Source organism: Sphingobacterium tenebrionis (assembly GCF_037126265.1).
GTDB classification, from domain to species: domain Bacteria; phylum Bacteroidota; class Bacteroidia; order Sphingobacteriales; family Sphingobacteriaceae; genus Sphingobacterium; species Sphingobacterium tenebrionis.
On the sequence record NZ_JAYLLN010000001.1, the window covers coordinates 133,888 to 153,674 of the forward strand.

23 protein-coding genes are annotated in these 19,787 nt (G+C 40.7%); 15 read left to right on the forward strand and 8 right to left on the reverse strand.

Annotated elements, in window-relative coordinates:
• Nucleotides 1–9: 9 nt before the first annotated feature.
• From VJ786_RS00600 to VJ786_RS00620, 5 genes are all read left to right on the forward strand, one after another.
• Nucleotides 10–795 carry a FixH family protein gene (locus VJ786_RS00600; protein ID WP_336557021.1) on the forward strand — a complete coding sequence of 262 codons (786 nt, stop codon included), beginning with the start codon at nucleotides 10–12 and terminating at the stop codon, nucleotides 793–795.
• Nucleotides 796–807: 12 nt separating this feature from the next.
• On the forward strand, nucleotides 808–2,829 hold the full coding sequence (locus tag VJ786_RS00605; RefSeq protein WP_336557022.1) for a TonB-dependent receptor: 2,022 nt from the start codon (nucleotides 808–810) through the stop codon (nucleotides 2,827–2,829).
• Between the two features lie 109 nt (nucleotides 2,830–2,938).
• Nucleotides 2,939–5,050, forward strand: a complete 2,112-nt coding sequence (locus tag VJ786_RS00610; RefSeq protein WP_336557023.1) for a ribonucleoside triphosphate reductase — start codon at nucleotides 2,939–2,941, stop codon at nucleotides 5,048–5,050.
• Nucleotides 5,037–5,222, forward strand: a complete 186-nt coding sequence (nrdD, locus tag VJ786_RS00615; RefSeq protein ID WP_336557024.1) for an anaerobic ribonucleoside-triphosphate reductase — start codon at nucleotides 5,037–5,039, stop codon at nucleotides 5,220–5,222. The genes VJ786_RS00610 and nrdD overlap by 14 nt, the downstream gene beginning before the upstream one ends.
• Complete coding sequence (locus VJ786_RS00620; protein ID WP_336557025.1) at nucleotides 5,203–5,877, forward strand: anaerobic ribonucleoside-triphosphate reductase activating protein; 675 nt, start codon at nucleotides 5,203–5,205, stop codon at nucleotides 5,875–5,877. Before nrdD ends, VJ786_RS00620 begins: the two co-directional genes overlap by 20 nt.
• A 47-nt stretch (nucleotides 5,878–5,924) precedes the next feature.
• Here the strand turns inward: VJ786_RS00620 and VJ786_RS00625 are convergent, their stop codons facing one another.
• Nucleotides 5,925–7,673: a helix-turn-helix transcriptional regulator gene (locus VJ786_RS00625; protein WP_336557026.1), complete on the reverse strand. Its 1,749-nt coding sequence runs from the start codon at nucleotides 7,671–7,673 to the stop codon at nucleotides 5,925–5,927.
• A 240-nt stretch (nucleotides 7,674–7,913) separates the two neighbouring features.
• On the opposite strand from VJ786_RS00625, the gene VJ786_RS00630 reads away from it, so the two are divergent.
• From VJ786_RS00630 to VJ786_RS00640, 3 genes are read left to right on the forward strand one after another with little or no spacing between them, the layout of a single operon-like run.
• Complete coding sequence (locus VJ786_RS00630) at nucleotides 7,914–8,243, forward strand: magnetosome magnetite crystal formation protein family (RefSeq protein WP_336557027.1); 330 nt, start codon at nucleotides 7,914–7,916, stop codon at nucleotides 8,241–8,243.
• Nucleotides 8,244–8,275: 32 nt separating this feature from the next.
• Nucleotides 8,276–8,821: a hypothetical protein gene (locus VJ786_RS00635; protein WP_336557028.1), complete on the forward strand. Its 546-nt coding sequence runs from the start codon at nucleotides 8,276–8,278 to the stop codon at nucleotides 8,819–8,821.
• Nucleotides 8,814–9,701: a hypothetical protein gene (locus VJ786_RS00640; RefSeq protein WP_336557029.1), complete on the forward strand. Its 888-nt coding sequence runs from the start codon at nucleotides 8,814–8,816 to the stop codon at nucleotides 9,699–9,701. Before VJ786_RS00635 ends, VJ786_RS00640 begins: the two co-directional genes overlap by 8 nt.
• Before the next feature lie 20 nt (nucleotides 9,702–9,721).
• Here VJ786_RS00640 and VJ786_RS00645 read toward each other — a convergent pair whose 3' ends face one another.
• The 5 genes from VJ786_RS00645 to VJ786_RS00665 all read right to left on the reverse strand — a co-directional run bounded on the left by VJ786_RS00645 (nucleotide 9,722) and on the right by VJ786_RS00665 (nucleotide 12,367).
• Nucleotides 9,722–9,979, reverse strand: coding sequence for a hypothetical protein (locus tag VJ786_RS00645; protein ID WP_336557030.1), 258 nt, complete (start codon nucleotides 9,977–9,979; stop codon nucleotides 9,722–9,724).
• Between the two features lie 152 nt (nucleotides 9,980–10,131).
• Nucleotides 10,132–10,533: a hypothetical protein gene (locus tag VJ786_RS00650; RefSeq protein ID WP_336557031.1), complete on the reverse strand. Its 402-nt coding sequence runs from the start codon at nucleotides 10,531–10,533 to the stop codon at nucleotides 10,132–10,134.
• Nucleotides 10,517–11,269 (reverse strand): class I SAM-dependent methyltransferase, encoded by a 753-nt coding sequence (locus tag VJ786_RS00655; protein ID WP_336557032.1) that lies wholly within the window; start codon nucleotides 11,267–11,269, stop codon nucleotides 10,517–10,519. The genes VJ786_RS00650 and VJ786_RS00655 overlap by 17 nt, the downstream gene beginning before the upstream one ends.
• A complete protein-coding gene (locus VJ786_RS00660; protein WP_336557033.1) occupies nucleotides 11,260–11,994 on the reverse strand; it encodes a DUF2071 domain-containing protein in 735 nt (244 codons plus the stop codon). The genes VJ786_RS00655 and VJ786_RS00660 overlap by 10 nt, the downstream gene beginning before the upstream one ends.
• A complete protein-coding gene (locus tag VJ786_RS00665; protein WP_336557034.1) occupies nucleotides 11,978–12,367 on the reverse strand; it encodes a DoxX-like family protein in 390 nt (129 codons plus the stop codon). Before VJ786_RS00665 ends, VJ786_RS00660 begins: the two co-directional genes overlap by 17 nt.
• 175 nt (nucleotides 12,368–12,542) lie before the next feature.
• On the opposite strand from VJ786_RS00665, the gene VJ786_RS00670 reads away from it, so the two are divergent.
• A complete protein-coding gene (locus VJ786_RS00670) occupies nucleotides 12,543–12,944 on the forward strand; it encodes a putative periplasmic lipoprotein (RefSeq protein ID WP_336557035.1) in 402 nt (133 codons plus the stop codon).
• Between the two features lie 52 nt (nucleotides 12,945–12,996).
• Here the strand turns inward: VJ786_RS00670 and VJ786_RS00675 are convergent, their stop codons facing one another.
• Entirely contained in the window at nucleotides 12,997–14,226 is a 1,230-nt protein-coding gene (locus tag VJ786_RS00675) for a glycosyltransferase (RefSeq protein ID WP_336557036.1), read from the reverse strand.
• 70 nt (nucleotides 14,227–14,296) lie between these two features.
• Between VJ786_RS00675 and VJ786_RS00680 the strand changes: the two genes are divergently transcribed.
• From VJ786_RS00680 to VJ786_RS00700, 5 genes are all read left to right on the forward strand, one after another.
• Complete coding sequence (locus tag VJ786_RS00680; protein WP_336557037.1) at nucleotides 14,297–14,878, forward strand: MiaE family protein; 582 nt, start codon at nucleotides 14,297–14,299, stop codon at nucleotides 14,876–14,878.
• A gap of 92 nt (nucleotides 14,879–14,970) precedes the next feature.
• Nucleotides 14,971–16,008: an Atu2307/SP_0267 family LLM class monooxygenase gene (locus VJ786_RS00685; protein WP_336557038.1), complete on the forward strand. Its 1,038-nt coding sequence runs from the start codon at nucleotides 14,971–14,973 to the stop codon at nucleotides 16,006–16,008.
• A gap of 117 nt (nucleotides 16,009–16,125) precedes the next feature.
• Entirely contained in the window at nucleotides 16,126–17,013 is an 888-nt protein-coding gene (locus VJ786_RS00690) for a DUF4349 domain-containing protein (protein WP_336557039.1), read from the forward strand.
• Nucleotides 17,014–17,034: 21 nt separating this feature from the next.
• Nucleotides 17,035–18,111, forward strand: coding sequence for a dual-specificity RNA methyltransferase RlmN (gene rlmN, locus VJ786_RS00695; RefSeq protein ID WP_336557040.1), 1,077 nt, complete (start codon nucleotides 17,035–17,037; stop codon nucleotides 18,109–18,111).
• A gap of 252 nt (nucleotides 18,112–18,363) precedes the next feature.
• On the forward strand, nucleotides 18,364–18,876 hold the full coding sequence (locus VJ786_RS00700; protein WP_336557041.1) for a ComF family protein: 513 nt from the start codon (nucleotides 18,364–18,366) through the stop codon (nucleotides 18,874–18,876).
• Here VJ786_RS00700 and VJ786_RS00705 read toward each other — a convergent pair.
• On the reverse strand, nucleotides 18,873–19,259 hold the full coding sequence (locus VJ786_RS00705) for a VanZ family protein (protein ID WP_099365043.1): 387 nt from the start codon (nucleotides 19,257–19,259) through the stop codon (nucleotides 18,873–18,875). The two genes, VJ786_RS00700 and VJ786_RS00705, sit on opposite strands and share 4 nt — an antisense overlap.
• A 190-nt stretch (nucleotides 19,260–19,449) precedes the next feature.
• Between VJ786_RS00705 and VJ786_RS00710 the strand changes: the two genes are divergently transcribed.
• A complete protein-coding gene (locus tag VJ786_RS00710; protein WP_099365042.1) occupies nucleotides 19,450–19,785 on the forward strand; it encodes a PadR family transcriptional regulator in 336 nt (111 codons plus the stop codon).
• The last annotated feature ends 2 nt before the right edge of the window (nucleotides 19,786–19,787 follow it).

Genomic DNA, 19,787 nt, shown 5'->3' on the forward strand with positions numbered 1-19,787 from the left:
CAAAAAATCATGAAAAAGATGTTATACCTCCTCATGATGAGCATCGGAATGCTGTTCATGGGATCATGTCAAAAAGATGAAGTATTGGATTTGCCGATGGATGGAAAGATTAAATTGACAGAAACAAGCTTGCCTACCGGGGAACAGCTCAGTGTTTTTGCGGATAAAGCTTTACAAGTAGGTTATCAGAACCTATATTTTCAGATCAAAAAGAATGGGTTAGCGGTGAAAGATCAGCCATTAACTTTTGCGCCAATCATGGATATGAGCAGCATGGCCCACGGGGCGCCATCAGGAACCCTGACCTATCAATCCAATTTAGAAGCATACCAAGGCTTTGCCGTATTTACCATGCCTTCAGGAGAATCTGGAACTTGGAGCTTAAAAGTAACCTACCAAGGTAAGGAGTTGGAAATCCCTGTAGAAGTAACAGCAGCGGCTATTGGAAATACCCCTGTAAAAACCTTTTCTGGAAATGATGGTAAGAAATATGTGTTGGCTTTGGTAGAACCTTCCAAACCAAAGATGGGCATGAATGATTTATTGCTGATGGTCTTTTTGCGGGAAAACATGTTCTCTTTTTCACCGGTAGAAGGATTAACCCTAGGTTTCCATCCGGAGATGACTTCGATGAACCATGGTTCCCCAAATAATGTTATCCCTGTTTCTATAGGCAAAGGACAATATCAAGGCAAGGTGAATTTTACCATGACGGGCGATTGGCGCTTGTTCTTTGATTTGAAATCGGGAGAAAATGAAATAGCGAACGACATCTATTTGGATTTACTTTTTTAATATAGGTAGCATATGAAAGCTGTAGCAATAGGTTTGGGACTGGCTGCCATCTTTCTTGGGCATTCCAGTTTTGCACAACATCATAAAAACCACGACACCCTTCGAAATGTTGAAATCGAAGAGGTAGTCGTGGTCAGTCAAGTTGGGATCAATAAACAGTTAGAAAAGGAACAGCGCGCTTCTAAGCAGGCCAATATCGATCAGATTCTGGATCGGGTAGCCGGCGTGCAGATGATCCGTCGCGGTAACTATGCCTGGGAACCCAGCATCCGTAGTTTGAATGCCGCACAGATCAACCTGAGTATAGACGGTATGGCGATTTTTGGTGCTTGCACCGATCGGATGGATCCCATCAGTTCATATATCGAACCGAGCAACCTGCAACAGATTAATGTGAATTTAGGATCATCCTTCCAAAATTATGGTGGAGGATTGGCTGGAGGGATCGACTTCAAACTGGCCATACCAGATTTTACTGATCAAGCGAGCTTTAAGGGTATGCTTGGAACTGGATATGAAACCAATTCCAAGGCGCTCCAAACGCTGGGATCCTTACAATACAGTACCGATAAATATGGATTAATGATCAATGGGATCTTTCGGAAATCTGAAAATTACAGGGCCGGAAACCAGGCGGTCATTTCCAATTCCCAGTACCAGAAATGGAATGCATCAGCCGCTTTCCATTACAAGTTGAATGATAAAAACACCTTGCTTGCCCAATACCTGGCCGATTATGGGCAGGATATTGGTTATCCCGCTTTGACTATGGATGTGGCATTCGCGAATGCCAATATAGCTTCCCTTACTCATACCTATACCTCAGCTATACCCGAGATGTCCCCCATCCGCTCGAAGGTCTATTTCAACCATATCGACCATGCCATGGATGATACCAAAAGACCCATAGAAACCGTGCCGATGCATATGGATATGCCCGGGTTGTCATGGACAGCGGGTCTCTATTCTGAAACGGGTTTAACCAAAGGGAATCATTTCTTTCAGGCCAGAATAAGTGCTTATCTGAACCGATTAACAGCCAATATGACCATGTATCCAAAGGATGCAAATCCTATGTTCATGTATACCCTGCCCGATGTACAACGGCAATTTTACAGCTTGGATATTTCCGATCGCTATGTGTTCAACGAAAGATGGGGCTTGGATGTGATGGGTACCTATAGTCTTTCCCAATCTGATGTATTTAGTACCGAAGGAAAGGAACAGCTTTCCAGTTTTCAAAGAGATCACTTCAACAGGAATAATCATTTGGGCAATGTGAACCTGACAGGACATTTTCATCCATCCAACAATTGGCATGTTATGGCCAAAATAGGATATGCAAACCGAGCAGCTAGTCTGCAGGAATATTATGGTTTTTACCTGTTCAATAGAATGGATAATTATGATTATCTGGGTAATATGAATCTTCAATCCGAAAAATCTCTACAGGCCAGTTTAGGTATGAGTTTCCAGAAAGAATGGTTGCGATTGGAGGCCACAGCCTATCATTATGCCTTCAAAGACTATATTGTAGGCTCCATTCTTCCCGATTACCAAGTGATGACCATCGGAGCAACTGGAGTTAAGCAATACCAAAACATTCCTGAGGCACAGCTTTCGGGAGCAGAACTGTCCTTCAGGATACAAGCCTTGAAATCCTTGGAATGGATCAGTACAAGTTCCTTTACTTATGGCCAAGATAATTGGGGCAATGCGCTGCCATTGATCGCACCATTTACGAATAACAACACCTTCCTATGGAAAATAAAGGATTGGGTTGCACAAATGGAAGTCGCTTATTATGCCAAACAGCAGCACGTCAGCCCTCAGGTTTATGGGGACACGCAGACAGCATCTGCTACACTGCTCCATGCTGGCATCCGAAAAAGCTTTCTTTTCAAAAAGAATCGCATCACAGCTAATATGCGTGTTGAGAATATGCTCGACAGCTATTATTACAGGCATCAGGACATCATGAAAATTGCACGCCCTGGACGGAATTTTATAGCGCAACTGAACATTTCTTTTTAATATTTTTTAATTTATTTAGGCTTATGTTTAGCCTCATAAAATAATCGTTTTTTAGTTCATAGCTTTAGGTAATTCCTTAAAAATCAAATAATAAGTAATTTCTAAAGCTATGATAAATGTGATTAAACGTGATGGGCGGGTTACGGCCTTTCAAGCCTTCAAAATTGAAGATGCGATCCGGAAAGCTTTTCAAAGTGTCAGTCTCCCTTATGATGAAAGAATCCTGGAATCAGTCCTTGCAGAAATCGATTCGAGCAGTCTAATCGATGTGGAGGATATCCAAGATCTGATCGAAACAAAACTCTATTCCCGAGGACATTTCCAAGTGATGCGATCTTTCATGTTATTTAGGCATACCCGAAAACTCCAACGGGAACACATTGATCGGTTCATAGATTCCAGTACCTATGTAGACAGTAGCCACGCGGTTGAAGAATACATCTACCAGAACGATTGGCGGATCCAAGCCAATGCGAACAATTCCTTTTCAAATGCCGGATTGGTGAATAATACCGCCGGAAAGATTATTGCCAATTATTGGTTGGACAAAGTATATAACCGCTTAGAGGGACATGCCCACCGAAATGCCGATATCCATATCCATGACCTTGACTGCCTGACCGGTTATTGTGCCGGTTGGAGCCTACGTGTTTTATTGGATGAAGGGTTCAATGGGGTCCGAGGAAGGATTGATAGCCGACCTCCATCGCATTTCAGGGAAGCACTTGGGCAGATGGCCAATTTCTTGGGCATTTTGCAGAGTGAATGGGCCGGTGCACAAGCATTCAGTTCCTTTGATACCTACCTGGCGCCTTATGTGTTCAAAGATCAACTCTCTGCTGTAGAAGTTAAAAAAGCCATTCGAAGTTTTGTTTATAATTTGAATGTTCCTGCGCGTTGGGGTCAGTCGCCTTTCACCAATATCACCTTAGACTGGAATGTACCTCAGGATCTTCAGGACCAGATCCCTACCAAAGCCAGCCAACATCTTTTCCAGGGGCTTTCCAGTCCGATTCTCGAAGGCCTAGCTAAGGAAAGAGGTGTAGCAACCTTGCTGGATCTGAGTTATAAGCATTTCCAAAAGGAGATGAACCTGATCAATAAGGCCTATTATGAAGTGATGACAGAAGGGGATGCGAACGGGCAACCTTTTACCTTTCCCATTCCGACGGTGAATATTACCGAAGATTTTGATTGGGATGGCGAAAATGTAGAAGTGCTTTTTGAGAATACCGCCAAGATAGGGTCATCCTACTTTCAGAATTTTGTGGGCAGCCAATACCTGATCGATGCGGAGGGAAATAGGGTGGAAAATCCGGATGCTTACAAACCGAATGCGGTTCGGAGTATGTGCTGTCGGCTTCAGCTCGATCTTAGGGAATTGCTCAAGAGAGGCAATGGCTTGTTCGGCAGCGCAGAAATGACCGGAAGTATCGGTGTGGTGACCTTGAATATGGCGCGTCTGGGCTATCTGTTCCAAGGAAATAAAGCTGGTCTTTTCGAACGTATCAATGAATTGTTGCTTTTGGCAAAATCCACCTTGGAAAAGAAAAGAAAATTCATCCAGACCATGTATGATAATGGGCTTTATCCCTATACAAAACGGTATTTACCGCATTTCAGAAACCATTTTTCTACGATTGGCGTAAATGGCATGAACGAAATGATCCGGAATTATACCGCGGATGAGGAAACCATCATCAGCGATTGGGGGATATCCTTTGCGAGTGAAATCCTGGATTTTATCCGGACACGGTTAAGAACATTTCAAGAAGAGACCGGAAATCTTTATAACCTGGAAGCGACGCCGGCCGAAGGGACTACCTATCGATTTGCGAAAGAAGATAAAAAAAGGTTCCCTGATATTTTGCAGGCCGGTATAGACGATAAGATCTATTATACCAATAGTTCCCAGATTCCAGTGGACCACACGGAAGACCCCTTTGAAGCCCTGTTGTTGCAGGATAAATTGCAATGTAAATATACCGGTGGAACGGTACTTCATTTATATATGCGCGAGAAGATCAGCACAGCCGAAGCCTGCAAGGAATTTGTGAAAACGGTAGTCTCCAATTTCAGGTTGCCCTATATTACCGTAACGCCGGTTTTCAGTATCTGTCCGAAACATGGCTATTTGAATGGCGAACATGAATATTGCCCAAAATGTGACGAAGAAATCCTTATGAATCATAAATTAACAAATGCAGATGGAAACATGTAAAAATGAAACCATGCAGGTGTTGGAGCAACATCAGCAAGAAAGAAGTAAATGTTTGGTGTATACCCGTGTGATGGGCTATCATCGTCCAATCGAAAGTTTCAATATTGGAAAGCAGGGAGAACATAAGCAGCGAACGCTTTTTAGGGAGAGACATGAGCAAGCCGATTTATGATATCAGCCCATTTACTTTATTAGATTATCCGAATAAATCAGCCTGTATCCTTTGGTTTACAGGCTGTAACATGCGTTGTTTATATTGCTATAATCCCGATATCGTGTTGGGTAAAGGTAAGATGGGTATAGAAGATGCGCTGCATTTTCTTCGGAAAAGGAAAAACCTATTGCAGGCCGTGGTTTTCAGTGGCGGAGAATGTACAATGCACCCTGCCTTGTTGGATTTGGCGAAGGAAGCTAAGGCGATGGGGTATCTGGTTAAGGTCGATACCAACGGAAGTCGACCAACTATTATCCAGGAATTAATCCGACGAAACATATTGGATTATGTCGCTTTGGATTTCAAAGGATTGGGCGAACGATTCAAACACATTACGGTAAGTAATTTGTTTGGCGGATTTGAAGAAACTTATGCACTCTTACAGGCGAATAAAATTCCTTTTGAAGTTCGAACGACTGTACATTCGGAATTATTGAGCTTGGAGGATTTGCAGAAAATGATTTCGTATCTAGAGAATAAAAAATACAGTGGAACCTACTTTTTACAATCGGCTTTAAATGATGTGAAAACATTGGTCGATTTACCGAGGTCGAGCTACCCCTTGCAACTTGAAAGATTAGTGTCCGATAATTTCAACATAGTGAGTAGATGATGAGACATGTCACTTAAACCCCACTTGGAGTAAGAAGATAAATGGTATTAAACCAGCTCCTGAAGAAAGTTTTCCAGGTCGGATTCTTTCGGCAAACCAAACTTCTGTTTCAGTCGATATTTGAACATACGGACCGATTGGGGTTCCACATGCAAGACCTGCGCGATCTGTTTTGTTGAAAGCTGTAAATAGATATAAGCACAGTATTTGAGATCCAATTGGGTCAATTTCTGGGTGGATTTATCCATTAATTGCTGAAAGAAATTAGGATGTAGCTGCTGAATCTGCCATTTAATATCTTCAAAATCGGCACTCAAAAGATTCTCCTCCTTCAACAGTTTTTTCAGTTGTGATGAATCACCTTCTTGAATTTTAGTTTTGATCTGTTTGAGCATATCGTTTTTATGCTCGATGATCAGGTTATTTGCTAAAGCCTCCTTCTGCAGCTGTTGATGTTTTAGTTCCATGATTTCCTGTTCGGCCTCCTTCTGTTTGGCCAATTGAATTTCTCGCGATTTAGCGTATTGCAGCTTGAACTTGTATGATCTTAATATAAAAATCAATACCAGAACAGCAAGAATGGCCGCTCCACCATATACGTAATTCAACTTCTTCTGCAAAGCTGCGGTCTCTTCCAAAAGTTTCAGTTGCTGATCCTTTCTTTCCGTTTCATATTGGATATCCAATTTTTGGGTATTGAACAGCTGTACCTGGTCGAAATTCTGTTTCAGTACCATTTCGGCTTTTTTGTGATAGGCCAAAGCTGAAGCTAGATCGTTCTTTTTTTCAGAGAGCGAAGATAATTCCTGATACAGTTTATATTCCAATTTTAACAGACTATTATCTTTTCGGTCATTCAATAAGTTACTGGCAGCGATAAGATATTGTTCGGCGAGCGGAATATTCCCTTCCAATTGAGCAAAAGAGCTCTTGATACCATAAATATTGACCCACCTTCCAAATTGGCCTTTGTTATTCTTTAACTCTTCCTCTGCCTTTTCCAGATAACCATAAGCCTTCTTTTTTCTTTCTAAGACTGGACCCTCCGCAAATTCCAAATAATAATTTGCCAAATTAACCGCGGTGACCACTTTGGTATTTCCACTGATCTGCTCAGGATGCATTTCATGTATGCTATAGGATTGTAGGAGATGATGATAGCTACTATCCAGATCAGCCCTTTTTTTGTGTTTCCTATACCGGGCAAGGTAAAGACTGGAATAACCGATCTGTACATTGGATTGCTGGTTATAATTCTTCCCCAAATTGGCATTCAACTCACATTTCCTAATGTTCTCCTCCATTTTTTCACTATCGTTCCAGCCACTATAGGTGGAATACAAAAGATAATAGAGGGCATATTTCAGGGTATAGGCTTCTGGTACTTGTTGGAGTATGTTTAACCCTTCATTCGCTTCTTTTACGACCTCATCAGATAGGTTCAGAAAACTTTTCAGGTAGGCCGAAGAACGATAGGTAGCAGCCAAGGCTTCGGGAGTCAAAGCTGAACTCCTTTGGGCAACACTGAGATCATTGAATTTTTTACCTTGTTGTAGACTATCCTTGCTTAAATATATGGAACTCAACTGTCCATAATAAATAGCAAGCGCATCTCCCGACTTCGTTTTATTGACCTCGCCCATCAAGAGATCAATCGCCTCCTTATTTTGGGAATTTAAGACCATTTTCTCTACCTTTAAGAGAATACTTTTGATAGAAGGGTCTATTTCCTTCGAATTACCTTGGGCGCGAAATAGGCTAAACAATAATAAGATCAATACAATTGCGTTCTTCATAGTATACTGCGTTCGAAACCTAATTTATGAGCAATTCTTATTTTATGCTAATCCTATGTTAATTTATGTATATAATTCTGTTAACCTATAAGATTGCTAATTACTGATTATCAACTACATACGAAAAATGTAGACATTCTGTATATGTAACATTGAATGCCTAAAAATAATTATGGTATAAGATGTGTGATGATTAGAATCAAGAAATTAAACAAATCATAAACTAATAAAAAACATATTATGGATTCAAAAGTTCAATCAATCTTAAGCTATTTAGGGATTTTATGGCTAGTTGCCTATTTTGTAGGAAAGGATAATAGAGATCAGTTTAGTCGCTTCCACCTTAAACAAGGGTTGGGATTGATCATTACCTCATTCATCTTTTCGATCGCTATCGGGATTATTGTAAGTATCATTCCTTCCTTAGGCATAATTGGAAACATTGTAGGTATATTATTTTTGGTGCTGATGATCATTGGCATTATCAATGCAGCAAATAACAAGATGGCCGTATTACCGGTAATCGGAAATTATTTTAACAGCTCGTTTAGCTTTTTGGATCGTGATTAAAAGCTAAGATCAATCTTAATAAACAACAGGTTATGTCAGAATTAAGTTCCTTATACGTCAAAGTCCCTATTACTAAAGAACAATTGCAGAAGTTCAAGAAAAGTCGCCCAGTAGCACCTGCCTTGAACAGCAATTGGACAAATTGGTGGGATTCCCGTGAAATGTACAATAAACAGCCCTTACAGGTGGTTCAATCTTACCATGCAGAGAGCTATGGTCAAGTGATCCAAGAAATCATTGATGAACGGTTTACAGGCGCACAGGAAACTTATGATGAACAAACCAATACCTGGTATTTCATGGTGTTGCAGTTCAGTGAGAACTATCATGAAAGTATCCCGATGATATCCATGTTGAAAGATCTGGCCAATTACCTTGAGCCAAATGCTAAGGGATTGGCCATTTTATATGATTATATGTGGGATAGGAAGGAACTTATGTTCCAGATCAGCTATCAGGATAAAGAGGCAAAATTAACTACTGCCCATCGGATCGGGGAAGTGGATGCTCAGGAGATAGAGGAAGCGAATCGATTATTGGAAAGCTGGCAACAGTTCCTGGCATCGCAATATGATTGAGATTAAACTGATATTCTTGTTGATTGGGAGCTTCTTTATGGTGGAGCAACCAAGCCTTTTTGCGCCAAAAGCGGTGGTAACGGTAGATCCGATAAAAAAAACGGTACAGATTGATCAGTTTGGAATGATCTCCACGGATATGGAGTCTGACGTTCTGAAAAATCCGGATTATTTAAAGATTAAGGATAAGGAGGTGAAGTGGGTGGCAGAAACGGATGCTTTTAGCAATAAGGAGGTGATCTGGAAGGTAGAGGGGAATAAACTTTCCTCGAGTATCCGAATGAATTATACGGATGAGCATGATCTCTGGGCTATGGGAATTTTTTATGAAGAGGATAAGTTTTCCATTATCACGGACCAGAACATGAAGGCGTTAAAGGGGAAGTTGAAACAGGAAGGTGATTATTTACATTTTGAGGTCAATGAACCTTTTTCGTTTGAAGTGAATATGGATCCCAAAGGAATGGAAATTTTTGAAGGGAGTGGTGCGGATCTTCGACTGAAAGAAAATTTGAGGGGTTTTCCGCTTTTCGGAAAGAAATCCAACGAACTTCGCGAACAGACTTTTCAACGTGCAGAAATTAAAAATGATATTTTTGAAACCATGGATGCAGGGCCATCTTTTTCTGTGGATATGGTCGGTAATAAAGCATTGGTAAACGGAGATGTGGAAGCGGAGTTTGATTTTATGGACAATAATGAGCTGCGTATTAAATTGTCTAAAAATATTCCAAATTCCCTTATTTGGAGTACATCAGCAAGAAAATTCCGATATAGCTATAACAGTGGGCATCGCGTATTGACTTTGGTGCCACTTTGGTATGCTGGAGAAGGAACCAATGAAAAAGAAAAGGCCCTTTATTTTAAGGGTATAGAGTAACGATTTTAATAACCCTAATTCTAGATTCTACGCGCGTCCGTGCGTGATTTAATTTCCGTATTGATCTCTCCCAAGCGCTTATAAGCAGGCAGAAGTGTAAAAAGAGCGGCTGCTAACATGACCGGAAAACTGATCATATCATTTTTGAAAAAGTATAGGTGAAGAATGGTCAACATCATGGTTAATACCAAGGCACCGATCAATAAGATCATTTGTAAGAATTTACGCTTTTTAATTAACTCCCCTAGAGAGTTTGCTCTTAAACTTAGCTGTTTCATAAATTTTGCCGATAATGGTTTGGCTATTGAAGCTTGTCGAACTTGTGGTTACTTAGCTACAATATAATGCTAACGTAAGAATATTTTTCGAAATATTTCAACCTAATTTTTTAAAATTTAATTAAGGGCATATGGTCAAACAGCTAATGCAATTAAAGAGCCTTAAAAAAGACGTTAAAATTCACATACGTAAAATATATCCAGGTGAAAATAAATAGGATATGAATGCTGGTTTCGACTCGTTTTCCTCGCCATAACAAGGAAGAATAACCAAAAAATTGGATCCCTAATCTGAATAACCAAAAGATGCCCATACCTAAACAGATCCGTTTTCCAAGCTCCGTGCTGATCAGCAGTTCGGCAGAACTAAGATTCAGTATGCCCATCAAAAAAACAGTCAATGCGATAAAAAAAGTATGCACCTGCATCATCTGTTGGTTCAAAAGACTTAATTTATGTAGCTCATTTTTCCAATCGAATTTCCTTGGAAAAAAAAGATGGATAATGGCCAATAGGATTTGAACTATTCCAACTATTTTAAGCTGTACTTCCATTTTTTTTAAATTTATAAGCTGTAATCAATTGATGGATTCCTTGCTTCTCTACGAGCTTAAATCCTGCTTGCTTAAAGTTGTTTAGCCATTCTTTTTCCGAATAGAAATGAAAGAAACCTATGTTATAAACCAAAAAGTTCTTCCAATCTCTCCGATGTTCCAAGAGGAGAACTTCGCCATCAGGATGTAGAATGCGTAGAAGTTCTTTTAAAAATTTTTTCCTTTCTTCCCGATTCCGGATTTCATGCGCTGAAAATATTAAAAATACCCGATCAAAATAATTGTTTTCGAACGGAAGCTGATTGCTTTTTATTGGAATACAATCTTCACTGTTTGGATAAATTTTTCGAGCTCTTTTAATAGAGATTTCGGTATGTTTTTGGGGGTCATAAAAATCAGCAATGACTAATGTGGAGGGAGATTTTTCTTTTAGGATAGCACTGCTTTCATCAAAACCTGCATGGATATTTAAAACCTGGAGACCCGTAAGATCTTTTATAAAATGGAAGCGATAGAGATCAGATCGGTCATACAGCAACCAAGAAACAATCAATGATACCAAAGTGGATAAGGTGGATATCCATAAAAAAACCTTTAAATAGACCGCGTAAGGAAATGGTATGATGGGCAGGATATTTATTCCACCTATTACCATCAGCAGGAAAATAATATAAAAGTGCCAATTGAAATAAATGATGTTTTTGATCCCTTGAAATCGTCCTCTTTCTAGCCCCATTTTTCAACCCTTCCTTTCTTCCAATAATAGGGGATATTGGTAATGCTGAACGCACTGGCCAATATCTTTTTTCCGGGAATGTAATCATCAAGAAATCCAATTTCATAATGCTGGATGTGGATGGGGTTCGGAATCCAATCTGTTCTTTTTCCTTCTACGATTTGGATCTCCTTATTTTCTTTGTTAATATAAAAAGTGAAGGGTAGAGGACCAGCATAGCGTCTTGCTGTTTTCCAATCTGGGAAGGGAGAATCCACAGGCAGCTTCGGATCATGGATATGCGTTGGAAATTTGATCTTTAGTCGTTGTTTTGAGGAATGTACAAGCGTTTGATTGGCTTGTTCTTCCCATTGTATGTCCATGTGCTTATAATGATAATTGGTCAATAGGTTTCCCATGATTTCCATTAAGCGGCTATCTGTCGCAGATCCAAGGATATAAAGCCCGCGGAGGTTTTTCCCCTCTTGCGTGGTATACCGGACAAAAATTCGATAACCAACTAAGATAAAACTTCTTCCAAGGAATTTTGGAAATCCCTTTGGTCTTAAGTGCTTGGTCTTTACTAAGGCGACCGCCAAAAACGCCCATTTATTATCGTAAATGTCCAGTGACAGCGGTTCTGGTATGTAGTTAAGAAGCTCTTCGGCAGGAACGGCAAAAGTGAGAACAAGGGTCTGTTCCAAATTGGCCTGCATGGCAATTTGCTGATTATTGGAGTTTCCCATAGCCTTTCTGATGTGGGGAAGCCGGTAGTACAAACGCTTCTAAATAGATCAAACCTGCAAAAAGTATGGCAAAAACCAAATTGAACCTACCCCATAACAACAAATTCGGCACTAGGAAAAATTCAATTACATTCATGCCGAGGACTAAAATGATCTGAAAGATGGCTGTGGGTTTAGGATATTTTCTGAAAAAAATCCAAATGCCCAGTAGGATTTCCATAGAGCCAATAATAATGGTTAAAGTCCTTGCATGTTCCTTTGATAGGATCTCACCAACGATCTCCTGATGTCGCGACACCTGGTTAAATATTTTACAATATAGACCATTGAATAACCAAACCAGAACAATGAAATAATGCAGGAGTTTTTCCATAGAAAGGTGATTAATACCATCTTAATGGCTTCATTAGTTTAAATATAATAAAAATGCGGGTAACCTTCGGAAGTTCAATTAGGAGATTATTTTCCCGTTTTAACATTTATTGGCATAATGATTGGAAAGTATGGCTTGGAGTAATAGATAAATGTTAGAAAATAGCAGCATAATTATGAAAAAGTTAATGATATTGGGTTTAGTGGCTTTCGGTTTAGCTTCTTGTAGTGAAGATACTATTGATAATATCGGCCGAGATACCGCTCAGAACATCATCCGTTCCAACCAATGGGAGGATGTGGTAAGAACAGAATTTGTGGACGGTAAAGAGGTCTTTAGAGATACCTTGGTAAAAGATCCACAGTATATGAATTTCAATAAGGATGGGTATACCTACATCATGATGGGTCAAGATGGAGCGAAATCTTATCCATATGAAATGCCAAACTCGAAAACTATGATTTTTGATGGCGTTACTTATACCATCAAGGAAAATATTATCACTACCATTGTGAAATTCAGCATGGAAAACGTAACGAATGGTAAAACCACGAAATACGAATTTAAAAGACGTTAAGATTAAACTTAATATGAGAACGTAAGCCGTATCATTTTAACATGATACGGCTTCATTTTTTCTTCCCATTTTTGGCTTCGATCCAAAGAGACATGTATTTGCTGGCAGCAAATTGATTGCTCCATAGTATCTGCCCTACAAAATTCCTTGCGCGATGTATTTCTAGATTATCCTTGATAGGAAGCAAAACATTTAGCAATTGTTTTTTATCTTGCTTTGCTTTCCATAGCTCACTTAAATGCTGTCCTCGATCCTGCGCACTTCTCCAAGTATCCACCTGACTATACAATTCAATGGATCGTTCTACAAATTCATCATCTTCCTTACAGATAAACCCTGGCCAATTCCCCTCGATAAGCATGCCTTCTGCGCCAATCGCACTCGTAACAATGGGCGTCTGGGTAGCCAGTGCATCCATGAACTTACCTTTTTGCCCGGCCCCAAAGGGAATCGGAGCTAACAAGACCCGATAACCTTTCATGGTTTCTAAAGCAGATTCTGCCCTTCCCTTAATAATAAAACCGGAAGAAGGTTTATTTAGTTCCCAAACCTTTTGGCTGGGATATGCCCCATAGATATGCAGTTCAGCCTGAGGAAGTCTTTTCCTGATCGAAGGCCAGATCCGCTTTAATTCCAAAACCGTCCGCCAATTCGGCTCATGGATGAAATTCCCAATAAACATAAAATCCTTCCTTTCCTCGAAAGACGGGAGTTCATTGTCAGGGATGTAATCCCGGTTTAATAATGGAAGATAGACCAGTAGGGATTCCGGAATATGAAACTGTTGGATTAATAGGGTCATTTCATATGCTGAAATGATAATGGAAAGATCCGAACGATAGATGCTGGCGATCTCTCGCTTGGCAAGATCGGAATATAAAGAAAGCTCATCTAATTCCTTTCCTTTTTTGAAGGCATCCTGCCTCGCCTGTCTTAAAAAGTGAAGATCTTCCGTATCCAGGATATGGATCGCTTGCGGACAATTTTCCCGTATTCGCCAGCTGTACTGTTCTTCCACCATAAATCGATCGAACATCACATAATCAGGTTTCAAATCTCGTACATACGCATCAAAGGAGTCGTCGTTCAAGAGGATGGCCTGTCCCTGTATACCCAGTTTTTCCAATGGATAGGAATGTTCGCTTTTACTGGCCGCAGAGGCAAAATGGATCTCAAATCCCTGCTCCCGGAATATTTCGATCAGTTGGAGGATCCTCCAACCAGCGGCAGAAGAGTCTGGTTCTGGCCATACCAGACCAATAACGAGCAAACGATTTTCCATTCTACAAAAATGAGTAAATTAATTCTATAAAGCTTAATTTACTACCTTTGTAATTTATATTGAACAGGCTATGTTAGGACTTAAACTATTAACAGATCCCCGTTGGGCAAATATTGCAGAATCGAATCTAAGCGAAATATTGACAGATCATGCGTGGTGTGAACAGAAGGCGGCATCCAATGCCATCACCCTGATCACCCAGAACCCTGAATTTGAAGATCTGGTGCATGAACTGACTGCAATTGCCATCGAAGAAATGGAACATTTTAAAATGGTGATCGAAATCATCAAAGCTAGGGGATATACCTTGGGCCGCGAGCGCAAGGACGATTATGTAGGTCAATTGATGAAATTTGCCAAAAAGGATGGATCCAGAAACATGGCTTTTATCGATCGCTTATTGTTTGCCGCCATGATCGAAGCCCGCAGCTGTGAAAGGTTCCGGGTGTTGTCCAAAAATATTGAAGACCAGGAATTGGCAACCTTCTACCATGACCTGATGGTATCCGAAGCTAATCATTACACCACCTTTCTCAACTTTGCCCGAAAATACAGCACGGATGTCGATGTGGACAAACGTTGGAAAGAATGGTTGGACTTTGAAGGGGAGCTGATCCAATCTTATGGAACCAAAGAATATATCCACGGGTAATCTTTCTTACCTAAGGGTATTCTTTCTTATCATACATCAAGGAATAGGGGGTTTGTACTCCCTATTTTTGTAGTATAAAATAGGAGCAAATTATGTTAGAATTAGGAATAGGAATGTTTGGGGATTTGCAAATAGATCCACAGACAGGAAAAATACAAGCTGCGCAAGATCGCATGCAGGAAATAATCGAAGAGATCAAATTGATGGATGAAGTTGGTTTGGATTTCTTTGGAATGGGCGAGCATCACCGTGCTGATTATGCGGTGGCATCTCCGGAAATCATTTTGGCAGCGGCAGCTTCCGTGACCAAAAAAATCAAATTGGGAAGTGCTGTTTCGGTATTGAGCTCAGCCGATCCCGTGAAATTATTCCAGGATTTCGCAACGGTGGATCTGATCTCCAATGGCCGTGCTGAAATCATGGCGGGACGCGGATCTTTTATCGAATCATTTCCGCTTTACGGCTATGATCTGAAAGATTACAGTTCCCTGTTTGAAGAAAAATTGGAGCTTTTGCTTCGTCTGAATAAATCGGAAACGGTTAATTGGACCGGAAAACACCGCGCAAGTCTGGTGAATCAGACCATTTACCCAAGACCGGTGAACAACAGCATGCCAATTTGGGTAGCTGTAGGTGGTACCACAGAATCTGTTATCCGTGCCGGACGCTTAGGTCTTCCTGTTATGTTTGCCATCATCGGTGGTTCGCCGATCAATTTCAAACCTTTGTTTGAAGTGTATGAACAAGCTTATCAGGATAACGGCCATGATATGGCGAATTTCCAGGTAGGTGTGCATATGCATTCTTTCTTTGGAGAAGACAGCAAGGAGATTGCCGATTGTTATTACCCATTCTATTCCGCTCAGATGAATAGGATCGGAGCTTCTAGGGGATGGCCTGCTTACCAAAAATCGCAGTATGATTATGGTCGTTCAAGACATGGCCACTTGATCGTAGGCGATGTGAATGAGTCGGTAGAGAAGATCCTACAGATGCAGGAAACCTTCGGTTTGACCAGGTTCTCTGCCCATATGGATGTGGGTAGCCCTGACCATAGCAAAATGATGAAAGCCATTGAATTCTATGGCAATCAGATTGCACCAAAGGTTAGAGCTGCGGTGGATAAATAAACAAATCACATTGTTATAGCAATGCCCTCTAGGATGAAAATGACTGGAGGGCTTTTTTATTTTAGGATTCTTTATGGAATTGTTGGAAGAAACGCATCCTAGCCTAAACTCATAGCCATGAAAAAAATATTTTTAATCTTACCCTTGAGCATGTTGCTGTTTGCAGTAGGCTGTAATAGAAGCATGGAGCATTCGGAAGAGGCGCTCGTTTCGGAGGTATCGACCAGTAAACAGGCTGATTATGCAGAAGCTCCAGAAGTTGCTGCCGCTGATGTTGCTGCAGGAGCAGCGGTAGATGCTGCAGCAAACCCTGTAAACCCCGTGAACCAACAGCTTAAAATCATCCGTAGAGGTGATCTATCCATAGAATCCAAAGATATTCAAGCAAGTAAAAAGAACCTGGATGTTTTGTTGAAGAAGATGGGTGGCTATTATGAGCAGGAATCCTCCACATCCAACCGGGATGAATTGACCACTTATAACCTGGTGATCCGCGTTCCTTCCAAACAATTGGATGCCTTTATGGGCAACCTGGAAAATGGGAAGGACAAAATCACCTCCAAGAGCATGACCTCTGAGGATGTTTCTATCCTGTATTATGATGTGGAATCCCGCTTGAAAAGCAAAAGGGCATACCTAGCGCGGTACCAAGGAATGGTAGCATCGGCAAAGTCCGTGAAGGACCTGTTAGAAATACAGGAGCAGATCCGTTTGTTACAAGAGGAGATCGATAGCTCGGAAGGTTTATTAAGGAATCTGGGTGGTCAGGTGGATTATTCCAGCATCAACATCAATCTATTTGAATATAATGCCAATCTGCCAATGGGTAGCAACTCTTTCTGGTCGAGATTGAAGGATTCCTTTGTTTTTGGATGGAATCTGATCGAAACCTTGGCTTTGGGTATCGTAGGATTATGGCCGGTCTTAATCGTTGTTGGTTTAGCCGTTGCCTTGATAAAAAAGTTCCGCAAGAACAGAAAAAACAAGTTTTTGAATAAGGAATAATTTTTGACGTATCTTTGTAGCGTGGAAAAAGCAATTAAATTGGTAGATATTAGAAGTTTGAGTTTGGCACAACTCAAAGATGCACTGGTAGAAATGGGCGAGCAGGGCTTTCGTGCAAAGCAGATTTATGAATGGCTTTGGCAAAAATCCTGTACCGATTTTGATGACATGAGCAATTTGAGCAAGCCTTTGCGGGATAAATTGAAGGAACGATTCGCCATCAATGCCGTAAAAGTACGCCAATCACAAATCAGTTCTGATAAAACCATTAAAAGCAGCTTTACTTTGTATGATAACAATGTTATCGAAGGGGTCCTTATTCCTGCAGACGATCGGATGACCGCCTGTGTGAGCTCCCAAGTAGGCTGTAGCTTAACCTGCAAATTCTGCGCTACGGGGTATATGGATCGCAAAAGAAACCTCAATGCAGATGAAATTTACGATCAGGTGGTATTGATTGCTAAACAAGCGGAGGAGAAATATAACCACCCATTGACGAACATCGTGTATATGGGGATGGGTGAACCTTTGTTGAACTACAGCAACATGATGAAGTCGGTAGAGCGGATTACAGCTCCCGATGGGCTGAACATGGCAGCTAAACGCATTACCGTATCCACAGCGGGAATAGCCAAGATGATCAAGAAGTTGGGCGATGATGAAGTACGCTTCAATTTGGCGCTCTCCCTACATGCGGCCAACGATAAGAAACGCAACGAGATCATGCCGATCAACGAGCAGAACAGTTTGGCGGCCTTGGCAGATGCACTCAAGTACTTCTATGCGAAGACCAAAAACCCCATTACCTTCGAATATATCGTTTTCAACAATTTTAACGATGAACTGGAAGATGCCAAAGAGTTAGCGAAATTCTGTAAGCACGTTCCTTGTAAGGTGAATATCATTGAATACAACCCCATCGCCTTGGCAGACTTCTTAAATGCCGAAGCGGATAAGATCGATCAATTCGCTGAATACCTTAGAAAGCAGGGAATCATCACCAATGTACGCCGTAGTCGTGGAAAGGATATAGATGCCGCCTGTGGTCAATTGGCGATCAAGGAAAAGGATAACACCGAAGCTGTTGATCAAGCTTAAAAATAAGTTAATACCTGTTCAATAGGGATTTCATAACAGATACCTAGCTTTCTGAAAAGATAGCGCATGCAGTTGTTAACAAACTATTTTCAGGCATTTTTCCATTAATTCTTTCCTGAACAGTGTCATGTCTGTTCAGCCTTATTGGTCGTTCAGGAAGAGTTTATTTGTACAAAATGCCTATTCCACCTCCCTTTTACCCAATTCCATAAAGATCCTAACAATCCATGTATACAACAGTTAAAGGGCAGAGTGCCTTTAGTCAAGGCAGCTGCCATGCTGCATTTGAATGCCTCTAGCCGTGTAGAAGCATTGCTCTATCACCTGAAATACGGAAATAAACCCAAAGTAGGATTATTCTTGGGAAAGCGTTATGCTGAAATACTGATGGAAGATGGTTTCTTGAAGGATATGGAGGCCTTTATCCCCATACCTTTGCACCCCAAAAAAAGAAAATGGCGGGGGTATAATCAAACCGAAGAATTTGCCAAGGGTTTGCATCAAATAAGCGGGATTCCAATTCATACCAACATCCTGAAAAGGAAAGTCCATACCAAAACACAGACCTTGCTTTCTAGATACGAACGCATGAAAAATGTAGAGGGGGTATTCGAAGTACTGCCCAATAAGCTGCTTTCCGGTAAGGAGTATATCCTATTGGATGATGTATTGACCACAGGAGCTACGCTTAGTTCGGCTTTAGAAACTCTTCAGGCCACCTATCCAAGCACTAAATTCTCGGTGTTATGTATCGCTAAGGCTTAATCGTATTGTGCCCGACGGTTGTACAACAGTAGATAGCTGAATAGAGCCATCCCAATACCTACATAATCCGCAAAAACATCCCACCACTCTGCATGTCTGCTATTGGTGAAATACATCTGCGCACCTTCCGTTAAGAACGCAAAGAAAGAAGCGGATATCAAGGCGATGAAAAAGGTTTTCCATTTTCCAGCTCTTCGTTTCGTGTCTATGACTCTTCCAAATAATATTAAGGTTGTCAATAAATAAAAACAGCCAGTGTGTACCAATTTGTCAAAACCGGGGAAGTAATTGCCTGATGGTAGGTTGTCGGGTGGCAACAATAGCAACGTCATCATGATTATTGCCCAAAGAATTGCCCATGCGTAATTTATAAGCCAGTTCATTATGCCTAAAGTCGGATTAATATCTCGTAATAAAAAGTCTTTTCAGTTATTTTTTATAATGATTACATTTTCTTAATCTTTTTATTTAAAAATTATTACGCTGTAAATCAGGTAATTATATATGTATTTTAAATTTTTATAGTACTATGTATTGCAAAGTACCATCCAAAGGATATATCTTTGTATTGTTATGATAGCAGAAAATACACAAACCCAAATGAGGAAAGGAATACTGGAGTACTGTATTCTATCCATAATTTCTCGGGGAGAAATATATGCCTCAGACATCATTGCCGAATTGAAGAAGGCAGAGTTGTTGGTGGTTGAAGGGACGCTCTATCCACTATTGACGAGGTTGAAGAACAATGGCTTGTTGAGTTATAGTTGGCAGGAGTCTACATCAGGTCCACCAAGAAAGTACTACCAGATTACTTCCGAAGGATTGGAAGTGTTGAAGAAACTGGATATCACCTGGAAGGAATTACTGTTTGCCGTGGAGATATCGATTGCTAACCGTGAAATATAATC